This is a genomic window from Gelidibacter sp. F63206 (genome assembly GCF_023015735.1).
The window spans coordinates 1-13,382 of record NZ_JALKAU010000086.1; the positions used below are offsets into that span (position 1 = coordinate 1).

12 protein-coding genes, 1 pseudogene and 1 CRISPR repeat array are annotated in these 13,382 nt (G+C 34.2%); of the genes and pseudogenes, 11 read left to right on the plus strand and 2 right to left on the minus strand.

The annotated features are described in order from the left end of the window. Nucleotides 1–137: 137 nt before the first annotated feature. Nucleotides 138–605, minus strand: coding sequence for an RES family NAD+ phosphorylase (locus MWU32_RS04955; protein WP_246938248.1), 468 nt, complete (start codon nt 603–605; stop codon nt 138–140). 13 nt (nt 606–618) lie between these two features. Next, nucleotides 619–1,122: an antitoxin Xre/MbcA/ParS toxin-binding domain-containing protein gene (locus MWU32_RS04960; protein ID WP_246938249.1), complete on the minus strand. Its 504-nt coding sequence runs from the start codon at nt 1,120–1,122 to the stop codon at nt 619–621. 1,056 nt (nt 1,123–2,178) lie between these two features. Between MWU32_RS04960 and cas6 the strand changes: the two genes are divergently transcribed. The 11 genes and pseudogenes from cas6 to MWU32_RS05015 all read left to right on the plus strand — a co-directional run bounded on the left by cas6 (nt 2,179) and on the right by MWU32_RS05015 (nt 13,338). Continuing rightward, entirely contained in the window at nt 2,179–2,838 is a 660-nt protein-coding gene (gene cas6 / locus MWU32_RS04965; RefSeq protein WP_246938250.1) for a CRISPR-associated endoribonuclease Cas6, read from the plus strand. A gap of 6 nt (nt 2,839–2,844) precedes the next feature. After that, nucleotides 2,845–3,429 (plus strand): hypothetical protein, encoded by a 585-nt coding sequence (locus MWU32_RS04970; protein WP_246938251.1) that lies wholly within the window; start codon nt 2,845–2,847, stop codon nt 3,427–3,429. 1 nt (nt 3,430) lies between these two features. Continuing rightward, the gene (gene cas3 / locus MWU32_RS04975) at nt 3,431–5,575 is read left to right on the plus strand and encodes a CRISPR-associated helicase Cas3' (protein ID WP_246938252.1); all 2,145 of its coding nucleotides are present in this window, start codon (nt 3,431–3,433) and stop codon (nt 5,573–5,575) included. Continuing rightward, nucleotides 5,572–6,888, plus strand: coding sequence for a hypothetical protein (locus tag MWU32_RS04980; RefSeq protein ID WP_246938253.1), 1,317 nt, complete (start codon nt 5,572–5,574; stop codon nt 6,886–6,888). The genes cas3 and MWU32_RS04980 overlap by 4 nt, the downstream gene beginning before the upstream one ends. 20 nt (nt 6,889–6,908) lie before the next feature. After that, nucleotides 6,909–7,964 carry a hypothetical protein gene (locus MWU32_RS04985; protein ID WP_246938254.1) on the plus strand — a complete coding sequence of 352 codons (1,056 nt, stop codon included), beginning with the start codon at nt 6,909–6,911 and terminating at the stop codon, nt 7,962–7,964. 47 nt (nt 7,965–8,011) lie between these two features. Next, nucleotides 8,012–8,541: pseudogene (cas4, locus tag MWU32_RS04990) on the plus strand (CRISPR-associated protein Cas4). A gap of 12 nt (nt 8,542–8,553) precedes the next feature. After that, nucleotides 8,554–9,558, plus strand: coding sequence for a type I-B CRISPR-associated endonuclease Cas1b (cas1b, locus tag MWU32_RS04995; RefSeq protein WP_246938255.1), 1,005 nt, complete (start codon nt 8,554–8,556; stop codon nt 9,556–9,558). A gap of 1 nt (nt 9,559) precedes the next feature. Next, on the plus strand, nt 9,560–9,823 hold the full coding sequence (cas2, locus tag MWU32_RS05000; RefSeq protein WP_246938256.1) for a CRISPR-associated endonuclease Cas2: 264 nt from the start codon (nt 9,560–9,562) through the stop codon (nt 9,821–9,823). A 203-nt stretch (nt 9,824–10,026) separates the two neighbouring features. After that, nucleotides 10,027–10,783: direct repeats of the CRISPR family, unit length 30 nt; unit sequence CTCTTAATCGCACCATATTGGAATTGAAAC. Nucleotides 10,784–11,258: 475 nt separating this feature from the next. Then, complete coding sequence (locus tag MWU32_RS05005) at nt 11,259–11,735, plus strand: hypothetical protein (protein WP_246938257.1); 477 nt, start codon at nt 11,259–11,261, stop codon at nt 11,733–11,735. Nucleotides 11,736–12,265: 530 nt separating this feature from the next. Further along, on the plus strand, nt 12,266–12,979 hold the full coding sequence (locus MWU32_RS05010; RefSeq protein ID WP_246938258.1) for a hypothetical protein: 714 nt from the start codon (nt 12,266–12,268) through the stop codon (nt 12,977–12,979). Nucleotides 12,980–13,044: 65 nt separating this feature from the next. Then, a complete protein-coding gene (locus MWU32_RS05015; protein ID WP_246938259.1) occupies nt 13,045–13,338 on the plus strand; it encodes a hypothetical protein in 294 nt (97 codons plus the stop codon). Nucleotides 13,339–13,382: the final 44 nt, after the last annotated feature.

The window sequence follows — 13,382 nt, forward strand, 5'->3', positions numbered from 1 at the left end:
TGTGGATTAAATTAGAAGAGCCGTATGATGGGAGACTATCACGTACGGTTCTGTGAGAGGGGAAGGGTGAAACTCCCTTTTCCTACTCGACACATAACGTTGGCAGTAATTCTCCTCTTCTCCAAAAATATAGATTATTATCGTATATCTTTTTTCAGCCTTTCATCAATTGGCAATTCAATAAACTCGACTACTTCAACTTTTCCAAAATCTTTAAATAAAGGATTTAGAATAATATTTGATTCAAGACCGACAATAGTAGATGGCACTCTTAAAGCAAATCTATTTCGGTCTTTTGCTAATTCCGTAAAAACCTCTGTGGTTTTGGAAGAATATGGGTATTGATTCCATCTTTCGGGAAGTTCTTTTAATTCTTCTATTAAAAACTCGTCTGGAAATTGGATTTTTGCAATTAAAATTTCTTTAGGTAAATATGCAATGTTTTCGGAATGAACATAATATTCTAATAACGCTAATGAAATGTTTTCTGAACAATAAACGGCTCTCGTACCCACTGAATTCCATCTTCCGCCAACTTTTTCAGCACCAATGCCGGACAATGTTTTGTCTTTATATTTTACATTAGCTACTCTGAAGACTATCATTATCTGACTATCATTAGCTGTAAACGTTATATTGAATTCTAATGATTTCGTTTTCTACCATTTCAAAACCAAAACTACTATCAAGTAGCTCAAATGGAACTTTATTGCCAAGAGTTTTGGATGGAGTCATTAGCCATTTCTTAAAATCTTCTTTGGAATCAAAGACCTCATAACCTAATCCAAATAATCTAGCTAATTCATAAATACGTTCAGACGTCTCTTTTCCATAAATAGTTTTCTTCTGCATACTACTTATAGATGTAGGAAGAATATGTTCGAACTCTTTTTCAGTAGAACCTGTGTATTGAATCAATTGTTTCCAATCTGACTTTTTAACACCTTCTCTAATACGACTTATTAATTCTAATTTGAATCCTGGAGCATCTTTAGAGTTAACAACTACCCAAGAAGGTGAGAATCTAGTAATACTAGCTGGATTCCTTCCTTTTCTAGCAACCCTCGCTGATACTACACCTTTCTTCTTATTTGAATCTTCTGATTTTACTTTTACGCTCATAATTGGATTTTTACCCTTATACGATTGTGAATATACAATAATATTTTTGATTTAAAAATTAATTCAAAATGAAATTATCGCATTATATAAAACTACTGCCAATAACTAAGATGTGTATAAGCAATGACCTGTCCTGGCCTACATGGAAAATCCTTCACGCTAAAAAGAGTGACAGGACGGAATTTCCACAGGCTCGGTCAATATTTAGTATTTTAGGTGCTTGCCACCGCAACTATTCTTAGTGTGCCCAGAATCAACCACGGCAATAAAAGATTGAAAGCTGTAAATAAGATGATGGTAGGTCCATCAGAGTCGTTGTATAGGTGATGGCTCTAAACCACCTAAAGGTGCTTTGATTGAAAGTCTTGGTGCTGAGTGTTTAGGAGCAGCAGTTCCGAAGAGATTAATAGGTGCGAGTAAAGAAGTTAAATGTGTAAAACAGTTTGTCCGCCTTTGTAAGATTGAGGTTAAGGGAAGTGGCACTATGGCTCGTGCTGTTATTTATGTCATTTTTGACGATTCCACCAAGAATTCCAAGATCCATAAATTCACTCTCCGATGACAAGGTTCAAAGTGAATGGGTTAACATTGGTTAAAGAAAGGACACTGGTTGCGCTCCCAAAAAACATTTATAGAAACCATTAATAAATTGTGAATTAACCAACAGTTCTATGTTGGGGAAGCCTACACCAAGGTCATGTACAAATACGTAGTTCTACGTATAGGAAGGTTGTGGGAAAGGTGGTATTTTGGGGTTTAGAGGATGTGGGTGACCCGTCCAAAAATAATTAGTTATAAGTTGTTAATGTTTTCGGCTGTAATTGCTAATATACTTGTAAACCCTAAACACCAATAATGCTGCTTTTTATGGTTAAATCTTCATTATAGTTTTTCCAATTTGTTTTAAATACTAATGACATTTCTGTTTTCATTAATAGGCCAATATAGTGGTGGAAACATTATGTATAAAGATTGATCAAAATTGGTTATAGATTGAAGCGGAGCTGGGTAAATGTTGAAAATAGATTTATATTTAAAGGGAAAATAAAATAAGACATGAGAATATATTTAAGCCTTAGAAAAAATGACAAATCGATACCGTTTAACTATCAAGAGTTATTGACAGGAGTGATTCACAAATGGATTGGAAAAGACAATGGAGTTCATGGTAAATCAGGACATTATTCCTTTTCATGGATTCAAAACACAATTGCAAGTAAGAAAGGTATCAATTTGAAAGATGGTGCTTATTTTTTTATAGGAACCTATAAGGAATCTTTATTAAAGCAAATCATAAAAGGTATACTTGAAGATCCAGAAATGTTTCATGGGGTGAAAGTAAATGATGTGCAAATTAAAAATATACCCGACTTTAGTTCGAGTGAAAAATTTCTAATGGCGAGTCCGGTATTATTGAAAATAAAACAAGAAGACAAAATTAGCCATGTTACACTGGAGGATAATAATTTTGAAGAAGTGTTGACCGAAAGTTTTAAAAATAGATTAGAAAAAGCAAATCTATTATCTGAAGGCATTTCCATTAGACTAAATCCTGAAACTAATTTCAGACAGACAAAATTAGTGACGTATAAAGGAATTAAAAACCGGACATCCTTAGCTCCAATTATTATTGAAGGAACGCCCGAACAAATTGCATTCGCATGGTGTACGGGATTAGGAAATTCGACTGGAATTGGTTTTGGCGCATTAAAATAAGTGATTATGGAAAAGTACTACGTAGTAAAATATTCAGGACCTTTTGGTTTTATTAAACCTTGGACTGCGGTAAGAGATAGCGAGACTTTTTCTCAACAATTTTTGACACCGAGTATTGTGGAGGGCATTGAAAAAAAGTTGTTTCCGGAGTTGCTAAATGAAATTGGGATAAAGAAGATTAAAGGGCATCGGCTTTCCTATTCTCAAATCAATCAACAACAAGAGGTTATTCAAACAAGGGGATGGAACTCAACTAGAAAAGGAAAACAAATACTCTTTGATAGACCAACCGCAGTATTAATACGAGGCGTGCTGTTAGAGCCAATTTTACATTTGGCTTTTTCAACAAAAGAAGACGCTGATAGGGCTTTTGAGCAACATATATGTTTATGCAGAAATGAAGACCTTTTAATGCCGAGTAGTTTCATAGAAGTGTCGAAAGATGATTTTGATACTCCAGAAATTTTTAATGGGTATGAATTGATTTTTGATAGGAATAAAGATGCTTTTCACGTTGGATATCATAGATTAACGAATGAACCAATGTTCGGTTGGCTGAAAATTGTAGGTACACCCGTTAATCGTATTTAGGATGAAAACTATATTTGCTAAATCGGGACCGGAATGGACAATTTTAACCACTCATTTACAGCAAGTAGCAGTGGCTACAAAAGCATTTGCTAAATATTTAGATATAGATGAAGCGATTGCCTATCATGGAGCTATTCTGCATGATATTGGTAAGGCACATCCGTTTTTTCAAGAAAGGTTAAGAGGAAAGACAAATAAAAATAGTGTATTTCGCCACGAAATCGCTTCTTTATACTTCCTTTCTGCATTTCCAAAAGAGCAACATGATTTCTTGATTGAAATGGTTGTTGGTCATCATAAATCAGTGCTGAAGGATATTGGCGGAAAAGGTTTGCTTGATTTGGAAGAAAATGATGACTACGAGGATTTTCACTTGGGAAACTGGGAGGAATGGAGTTTAGTTGCTTTAAAGATTTTTAATGAATTGGGGATTTCCTGTCAATCTATTTCGAGAGATGAAGCCTTTGATAATTTAGAATATTGTATTAATTATTGTGAACGGGTTACAAAGGAAAAAGGATATTCCAAATGGCGAGGATTATTAATGGCTTCCGATTATTTTGCATCAACTCTGATTGATAAAACTGATAATCAAGTAAAAAGGATTTTAAAATCACCAAATCTGGATTTTTATAATCGTCAGGATGAATTGTTTCCGCTATCACTAAAAAACTCGATTTCAAGCAAGCAGCACACCATGGTAGTGGCTTGTACAGGTGCAGGGAAGACAGATTATTTGTTTAGAAGATGTAAAGGACGTGTTTTTTATACATTGCCTTTCCAAGCATCGATTAACGCCATGTTTAAGCGAGTAGGAAATGATTTGGAAAAGGATAATCCCGATTTAGATATTCGGGTTTTACATTCCACTTCCATTATTGTAAAAAGAAAACAAGACGAAGAAGTTTCTTTGCAAAATTTAATGGGTTCATCAGTTAAAATTCTTACGCCTCATCAATTGGCTGTGATTGCTTTGGGAATGAATGGTTATGAAGCTATGATTTTGGATATTAAAGGTTGTGATGTAATATTGGATGAGGTTCATACATACTCAGGAATTTCACAAGCATTAGTATTGAAGCTTATAGAAGTTTTGAAATCATTGGATTGCAGAATTCACATTGGAACTGCTACGATGCCAAGTATATTATATCAGAGAATTAGAAATTTACTAGGTGATAATGTGTTAGAGGTAAGGTTATGTGATGATGAATTAGAACAATTCAACAGGCATATCATTCACAAAATAGACTCTTTTGAGTTGGCTGAAAATATAATTTCAGAAAATGTAGCTTCTGATAAAAAAGTTCTAATCGTAATGAACACTATAAAAGAAGCGCAGCGAGCGTATGGACTAATTAAGGATAGCTTTCCGAATACTTCTTCTTTGTTGTTGCATAGTAAATTCAAAAGGGGAGATAGAAACCTTAAAGAAAAACAACTTTTAGGTTTGGATGACAATAACTTGCCAACTTTTGAATTTAATACCAGTCAGGAAGCTTGTATAGTGGTTTCTACACAAATAGTAGAAGTGAGTTTAGACATTAGTTTCGACCTTATGATTACCGCCACTGCTCCTTTGGATGCGATGATTCAACGATTTGGAAGAGTGAATCGAAAAAGAACAAGGGATACGATTGGTAACTATAAAGATATTTATGTGATTGCTCCTCCAGAAACCGTCAAAGAAGCCAGACCTTATAATTTGAACATTTTGCAAAAAACATTTGAAGTTTTAGCTGATGGCGAAGTTTTAAGAGAGAAAGATTTACAACAAAAGATCGATCAAGTTTATACCGAAATTGATTTCTTAAAAATAGAAGAACACTGCGTTTTTAAAACGGAAACAGGCTTTCAGTTAGGGAAATTAACACATCGAAGTAAAGCGATTCTTTTTGAGCTATTGCAAATTGATAGCGTAAGCTGCATTACAGAATCTGATGTTGAAAAATATGAAAACGGAGATTTTGAAACCCGATTAAATGTGGAAATGTCAGTTGCCTATTGGGTAGTAGCAAAAATGGAACAATCAGAAAAAGGGAATAGACCATTTATTGTTCCAGACAAAGCATACGATTTAGAATTCGGACTGGATCAAAGTGAAATTAAACAGGAGAATTTTAATGTTTTAAACCAATTTATATGATAACCACATTAGTAGGCAAAACATTTTTAAAAGCATATAACGAAAAGTACAAAAAGAACTATTCGGCAAAAGAGTTTTTTGAGGAAGTGTATTTTGAATTGTTTTTTAATCATCCGAAATATATGCAATGGGTAACAAATTCACCTTTTGTGCAAATGAAAAATGGTCAAAAACCGCATCTGTTATCTATTGATGAGCGATTAGAGAAGTTAGAGAACCTTTATTCAAAAGTAGAAGAAGAGGAGCCTGATGCGAGTTTTGCAATAGGTTTTCCAGCATCGGAAAGTAAAGACTTTGCGAGCACTTCAGGTTTGGTTTCAGATATCGTAATTGAAGCCGATGAAGAGGATATTTATCTTTCCTGGATTGGTGGAGGATTAGGAGTTGGCGTAGCAGGAGGATTTAATCTTTTGATCAATGATGCTGAAATTACGTTGGCAACTTTTGAAGGTTGGCAGCATTATCGAATATACCTGAATGATCCTACTTTGGAAAAGCTAAGAGGCAATCAAATTAATTCTTGGAATGGCCAATGGTTAACTTATAAATTAAGCAAAAATTATACTGAGCATTTTAACTTTTTTGACTTGGAACAAGAGCAAATATTCAAAGTGGACACTTCCTTAGCAGAAGTCAATACAGTCAATTGGTCCAACTTATTTTTCAGCCTTTCCAATCAATTCCCTGAAAAAACTTTAAATGCTTATATCTATAGTCTCGGACAAACCAATAAAACCATTGGATTTATTCCGATTTATTTAAAAGAAGGACGAAGACTGAAAGATGTGTTTAAACAATTGTTTCATACAGATGTACCTTTTGAAACAAAAACTTTTCAATCCTTATTTGGTATACACATCAAAAGAGCGTGTGAATTAGGAAATATAGGCTTACACGCGCTTCGACCCGATAGTTTGAAAAAATATATGGAAGATAATAAAAACCTTTCATTCAAAAATGAAGAACAAATATTAATTTATCAATCTTATAAAACTTGGTTAATCGCTATGATATCAAAAAACAAAGAACAAATCACAGATTATACCTCTGAGTTGGCAAAGCTAATTTTAAGGTATAGAAGTAATGCGAAAGGCACTACCGGAAAGAATTTAATTGAAAAAGATTTATTTGGAGCTAAATCCAAACGTGGTTTTATTGAAGCATTGACAGAAATGATTTCTGTTCTTGGAGGTTCCGATTTGGATGCATTAAAAAATCTAAAAGATGAAGTGCATTTAATGACCAATGAGGAATTCGGTTATTTCAGTACTTTATTAAAATTCGATTACGCATTTGAAGAAAAACAATCTTAAAATTATTTAAACTACTTATTATGAACAATACAATTTACATCAGAACCTTAAAAAGAGCGGAACACACAGTTTTCTGCGTTTCAGATGGTCAAAAATATTATTATGATGCACAATTTAATCGCCGTATTCCATTTTCCAGTGGTCAACAAGTCAAACGATCTATTGTGGATTCTATTTCAGAACATTTAAATGTTGTACCAAGCCCAACAACCTTTCTTTTTGATGTTACCAAACAAAAGGAATTAAAAGAAGGTGAAGTTTACGGAACTTGCGATCCCACGTATCCCGATCAGTTGTTTGGAGGTTGGATGAAAGCTGCAAAAGGGGGTAAAGAACGAACGTTGAAAAGAAGAAGTCCACTATCCATTTCAGCGATGAGAGGTTTACATCCATTATTGGCAGGATTAGATAGTGACAATGCTTCATTTGACAGAAGTGACCGTCCAAATAATATTGTCATCGTTCGGGATGAAAACGGTAATGAATTATCGGAAGAAGAAATTGTCCAATTTTTGGAAGGAAAAGACAGAAGTTTAAGTAGAAAATGGATTCCCAACCAAAGTCGAGCTTCTGGATTATTCGTTTCTGATATTGCCATCGATTTACGTAGATTGTTCTGTGTCAGTTTAAATTCTTTTGAACCCGAAATGGCAGATGAAACTATTCATAGATTGAGAAATGAAGGCTGGACAGAATCAAGTAATATTTTTGGACCTTGTTTAGTTGCGCCTAAAGAATTAAGAGAAAAATTGGCCAAAGCATTGGCCAAAGCAATCGTCAATTGGAAGATAACCTCTAACCAATCACGAACTTTTAGTTTGATGGATACTTTGGCAATTTCTATCAGTAATAATGCCAACCTTATTGCAGGGAGTATTCGCGCCAAGTTATCAGAAGAAGATTCCGGAAAGGCTCAACCCATTATCGAAGAAAAAATGCAAGGTGTTGAAACTTTTGTAGCACTCCAAGCAAGTGGATATATCCAAACAAAATCAGAGTCTGTAGATGCAATTGAAAAAGCAGAACAAGAGTTGTACAATAGAATAATGGCATTTGATTATGAGAATCAAATTTAAAAATTACTGTAATAGGAGCTGAAAGGCTCCTTAATTTTTTCCGCCTCATGAATCTCACCGGGACCCATATCAATTACCACCGACTTTGCAAACGAAAACTTTGGTTGTTTGCGAATGATATTCAGATGGAACACACTTCTGACATCGTTGCCGAAGGAAAAGTCATTGAAGAAGAATCCTACCAACAACGAAGTGAGCGCTATACGCAAATAGAACTGTCTGGACACCACAATGGAATGAATCTGACAGGAAAAATCGATTTCTACGATACGAAAGATAAGGTCGTTCATGAAACCAAACTCAGCAATAAAGTTGAAGATGCGCATATTTAGCAAGTAAAGTTTTATTTATGGCTTTTAGAGTTGAACGTTATTGAGGTCGAGAAGGGGATTATAGAATATCCCAAATTGCGGGAAAGAGAAGAGGTGTTTTTAGATGAGGAAGATATCGTTTATTTAAAAAAAGGATTCAGGAAATTAAGGCTGTGGTAAATAATGTTGCCTGTCCACCTGTGATTCATGCAAGAATTTACAAAAGTTGTAGCTATAATGATTTTTGTTATGCAGGGGAGATTTAAATTGAAAATACCATGAAAAAATCCTACTACTTATTTAATCCAGGTCGTCTGAGCCGAAAAGACAATACCTTAAAGTTTAAGCCTATTGATGAAAATGGGAATGAAGGGCCGGCAAAGTATTTACCTGTTGCTGGGATTAAAAATTTATACTGTTTTGGATCTTTGGACGCGAATTCTGCGATGTATAATTTTTTGGGTAAAAATCAAATTCCTGTTCATTTTTTTGATTTTTATGAGCACTATACCGGTAGCTTTATGCCCAAAGATTATTTGCTCAGCGGCAAGGTGATTGTTGAACAGGTAAAGTGCTATACTTCAGGAAAAATGCGCATGGAGGTTGCTCAAAAAATTGTAGAAGGAGCTGCGATAAATATGCTTCGGAATTTAAAGTATTATCAAAGTAGAGAAAGAAACTTAGCAACTCACATTGAACAAATTGAAACCTACAATCAAGCCAAAATAAATGCATCTTCCATCAGTGAATTGATGGGCTGGGAGGGCAATATCCGTCAAGTATATTATTGTGCTTTCGAGGAGATTATTCCCGGTTTTGAAATGGGAAACCGAACGAAACAACCGCCTTTCAATGAGATCAATGCACTGATTTCATTTTGTAATATGATGTGTTATACGTTGTGTTTGGATCAGATTTATCACACGCAGCTTAATCCCACGATTAGTTTTTTGCACGAACCCGGATTTAGAAGATATTCCTTGACTTTGGATATTTCTGAGATTTTTAAGCCGATTCTTGTCGATAGATTAATTTTCAGTTTATTGAATAAAAAGATTTTGAGTGAAAAGGATTTCAATAGAAAATTGAACAGTTGCTTATTGAATGAATCTGGCAAAAAGAAAGTCTTGAAATTATGGGAAGAACGATTGGATCGTTCGATTAAACACAGAAAACTAGGCAGAAGTGTGAGTTATAAACATTTGGTAAAGTTAGAAACCTATAAGTTGATTAAACATATTATGAAAATCGAGGAGTATCAACCTTTTAAAGCGTGGTGGTAGAATGTGCGTCATCATAGTTTATGATATTGGGCAAAAGAGAGTTGGCAAGATGCTTAAGCTATGTAGGCAATATCTCAATTGGATTCAGAACTCTGTTTTTGAAGGCGCATTAACCTCTTCACAGCTAAACGAGTTAAAAATGAAAGCAAAAGAAATCATGAATGAAGAGGAAGATAGTTTAATTATCTTCACCAGCAGGAGTGAAGAATGGTTGAATAAAGAGGCTATGGGTAAAGAAAAAAATGAACTTGGGTCATTTCTATAATCGTCAAAGCCCTGAAGAATCGATTTGTTTTGGTGATCTTTGACATCTTGATAGTTTATTTGACTGATAGTCAATGCATAACATTGCCGTCGTAGCCATAGTAAAAACATAGAATTGGACATTGACGATTTTAAAATTAAATTACGTGTAATAAAACTGGGTAATGGACTGATTATCAGATGTATTTTTTTGTATTTTAACGGCTCTTAATCGCACCATATTGGAATTGAAACCCAACAGGTCAGCATGATGCTTACGACATTGGCGAACTCTTAATCGCACCATATTGGAATTGAAACAAAGTTTTATAAACTTTAATTCGTCGGCCAGCCATCTCTTAATCGCACCATATTGGAATTGAAACTTAAATATTCGTAAATTGTTTGGTCTGCTTTTTCACTCTTAATCGCACCATATTGGAATTGAAACTGCTTTCTTGCTTCTGTTCTAATTTCAGCTTTCAAGCTCTTAATCGCACCATATTGGAATTGAAACAAACATCAACAAGTGGCATTAATGAGCCAAAATAGCCTCTTAATCGCACCATATTGGAATTGAAACGAAGGAATGAAGTAAACTTTCCCTTTGCCTTCTCTCTCTCTTAATCGCACCATATTGGAATTGAAACGTTGATCCTACTACTGAAGAAACCATTAGGGGAACTACTCTTAATCGCACCATATTGGAATTGAAACGTAAGAGATAACAACTGTATCTGTCTGTGATGGTTTACTCTTAATCGCACCATATTGGAATTGAAACGCTGATCCCAATCAGCAATTGAATGCGAATTGAGCCCTTTAATCGCACCATATTGGAATTGAAACATCCCATCCAGCAGGCAGTGTCCGTGAATGGGTGCCTCTCTTAATCGCACCATATTGGAATTGAAACTAACTATACTTTGACATAGTTTATTGGGTTTTAAAACTCTTAATCGCACCATATTGGAATTGAAACTGAAGTCTTCTAAATCTGCCACTCCTGAAGGAAAAATTTAAAAACCCTCATAATAACCAAACATTCGTATTTTCGGCACGGACTAAGTTGAATACCATGTTGTTGACTTTCTGACTGTTGGAGAGATGAGCCTGTGACTAACGATTTGCCAGGATGAGGCTTGGTTGGATTGGAATTGTTGGTTTGACGAGGGGTAGAGTTGGGTCTTTGGGGTTATGGTGCCGCAACCGTGATACTTATATCTTTTCCTGGAAAATATATAAAAACTTCTTTTTCAAGAAGATTAAAAACAATGTTGTTGGCTGGAGGAAAATTCAGTAAATAAATAAAATGTTGTAGATAACATTCGTAGTTCTTCTTATTGTAAAGTTGGGTTAAAGTAGGTATTTTGGATGGCTATTTATAATTTGAACATTTGTTCTCATGTTCATGCGTAAATCTTGTAAGTTACTTAACCAAAATAAAAATTTAGAATATGAAAAAAATGATTTTGACGCTAACGTTTGCATTTGCAGCTATGACTTTATGCGTCAGCCAACAGATTGAAATGGAAAAAGTGTTTGGTGGGTATAAATTCACGCAGAGTGGAAAAAAACTGACAATGGGTAATTTGGTCAAAACAATGGAATCCAACCAACAAGCGTTTGAATTAATTAAAAAAGCCCAATCCAATAATACACTTTCCTCCATTATTGGATTTGCTGGTGGAGGACTAATTGGTTGGCCAATAGGGACTGCTGTAGGAGGTGGAGATGCGAATTGGACTTTGGCCGGAATAGGAGCTGGTCTAATTGTTGTTGCAATTCCTATTGCTTCAAGCGCCAATAAAAAAGCAAAACAAGCGGTAGAACTATATAATTCTTCCCTGAATTCGACCGCGCACTATGAATTTAAGCCAGAGTTTGAAATTATAGCGAATGGAAATGGCATTGGGTTTACAATGAGTTTTTAAAAAATCACTTACAATAGCAGTAACTATTGTAGAATTTCATAATAATTCAAGATCTGAAATGATTTTATGGCCCTGCAAGCGTCACGCTCGTGCTGTTTTGAATAAGAAAAACGTGATTAAGAATCGAAAAGAAAGCTTTTACAACACTGTAAAGGCCTTTTTTTTTGTTGTCAGGAAGAACGTTGAAAATAATTTAATTGGTCCTGTGAAAAATACGTAGTTCTACTTATAGGAATATTGAGTGTAAGTTGGTATTTTGGATGATTATATAATTGTATAGTTATTAGCAGATTATTGTTGGAGTATGTTTGTGGAGGTAATTGGAAAGTGAGAGAGGGTAGTGGTACCTACTCGTACTCTATTCATGTACTAACTATAGCGTTAATGAAAGTTTTTCTGAGTGATAAAATCTTTATCTTATAGTGTAAATGGTCCTAATGATATTTAAGAAAATATAATGGGTATATTGAACATATGTTTAATAGATATTAAATAGGCTTTATAGGAACATTATGTTTAATATACAATTATTGGCAAACATTGAAAAAGGATTTCAGAAAATAATGGATAATATAGAAAATCCAATTACTTGGTATGATATTACTAAGGACATAATCATACCGATTTTAAGTATTGTAGCCACTCTAATTATTGGAATTATTATAGCGTTAATCTTAAAGCGTAGGGAAGAAAAAGGAAAATATAAACAACTTCTTGTAGACACTTATATGGAATATATTAATAGACGCATTATTAAGTATTCTTACGATTGTGTTGTGAACATTTATGATTTGTACATTGACCTTTTCATTAATTACTCGGACTACTTTGAAGACCACGCAAATTCTCTTTTAGCGACCGAAATAGTAAAGGGAAGAAGAGAAAAATATCTTAGAAAAATCGAGGAGTATAATTATACCGACATAAACTGGAGTTTTTATTCGATTAAATTTAGCTTATTAATTGGTCGAGAAAAATATAATAAAGAAGCAAAAGAGTTAGAACTTAAAATAAATCAAGAAATAAACTCAGAACAGTCACAAATGAATTTTCTTTTACAAATAAAAAAAGAGATAAAAGAAAACGAAATGATTTGCGAAAATATGAACGCATCAAATACCAATAAGATTGAATATGGACTTGATATGATTGAGGCGTATATTACAAAAAGGTATAATAATTACCAATTAAGTGTATTTAAACCATATGACGATAAGATAGCTGATTTAATTAGTGAGTATTAAAAACGTTTGCCAACGCTGAACAAATAGAAACATGAATAATTGAGAACAAGATAAATAGAAAGACTATGTGGCCAGTAATACTTAGGGCCGGTGCAGTTGCTCTGCTTCTAAAAGCATTATTTGAAGATGAAGAAGGTACGGAAAAGGAAATAAAGAAATGTATCTGTATCAGTTTTGCTATTGGAGATGAGCAGTACAGGAATTATTTAGTTTTACAAGCTAAAAACGAGCGGTCGCCTTTCACATTTGTAGATATGTCTGTAAAGCAACCTTGGTATGAGGAAATTTGGAAACGAGAATGCCGTACAAAAATAAAATCCTGTGATGGTATGATTGTTCTTTTGAGCAAAAATACATGATATTCAAGTAGTACACGTTGGGAAAGAAAGTGTGCAAAAGAAGT

What these genes read in the sequence shown, in the direction of transcription:
- MWU32_RS04955 (WP_246938248.1), bottom strand. Translation starts at nt 605, where the DNA reads ATGATAGTCTTCAGAGTAGCTAATGTAAAATATAAAGACAAAACATTG.
- cas3 (WP_246938252.1), top strand. Translation starts at nt 3,431, where the DNA reads ATGAAAACTATATTTGCTAAATCGGGACCGGAATGGACAATTTTAACC.
- MWU32_RS04970 (WP_246938251.1), top strand. Translation starts at nt 2,845, where the DNA reads ATGGAAAAGTACTACGTAGTAAAATATTCAGGACCTTTTGGTTTTATT.
- MWU32_RS05015 (WP_246938259.1), top strand. Translation starts at nt 13,045, where the DNA reads ATGTGGCCAGTAATACTTAGGGCCGGTGCAGTTGCTCTGCTTCTAAAA.
- cas2 (WP_246938256.1), top strand. Translation starts at nt 9,560, where the DNA reads ATGTGCGTCATCATAGTTTATGATATTGGGCAAAAGAGAGTTGGCAAG.
- MWU32_RS05005 (WP_246938257.1), top strand. Translation starts at nt 11,259, where the DNA reads ATGAAAAAAATGATTTTGACGCTAACGTTTGCATTTGCAGCTATGACT.
- cas1b (WP_246938255.1), top strand. Translation starts at nt 8,554, where the DNA reads ATGAAAAAATCCTACTACTTATTTAATCCAGGTCGTCTGAGCCGAAAA.
- cas6 (WP_246938250.1), top strand. Translation starts at nt 2,179, where the DNA reads ATGAGAATATATTTAAGCCTTAGAAAAAATGACAAATCGATACCGTTT.
- MWU32_RS04980 (WP_246938253.1), top strand. Translation starts at nt 5,572, where the DNA reads ATGATAACCACATTAGTAGGCAAAACATTTTTAAAAGCATATAACGAA.
- MWU32_RS04960 (WP_246938249.1), bottom strand. Translation starts at nt 1,122, where the DNA reads ATGAGCGTAAAAGTAAAATCAGAAGATTCAAATAAGAAGAAAGGTGTA.
- MWU32_RS04985 (WP_246938254.1), top strand. Translation starts at nt 6,909, where the DNA reads ATGAACAATACAATTTACATCAGAACCTTAAAAAGAGCGGAACACACA.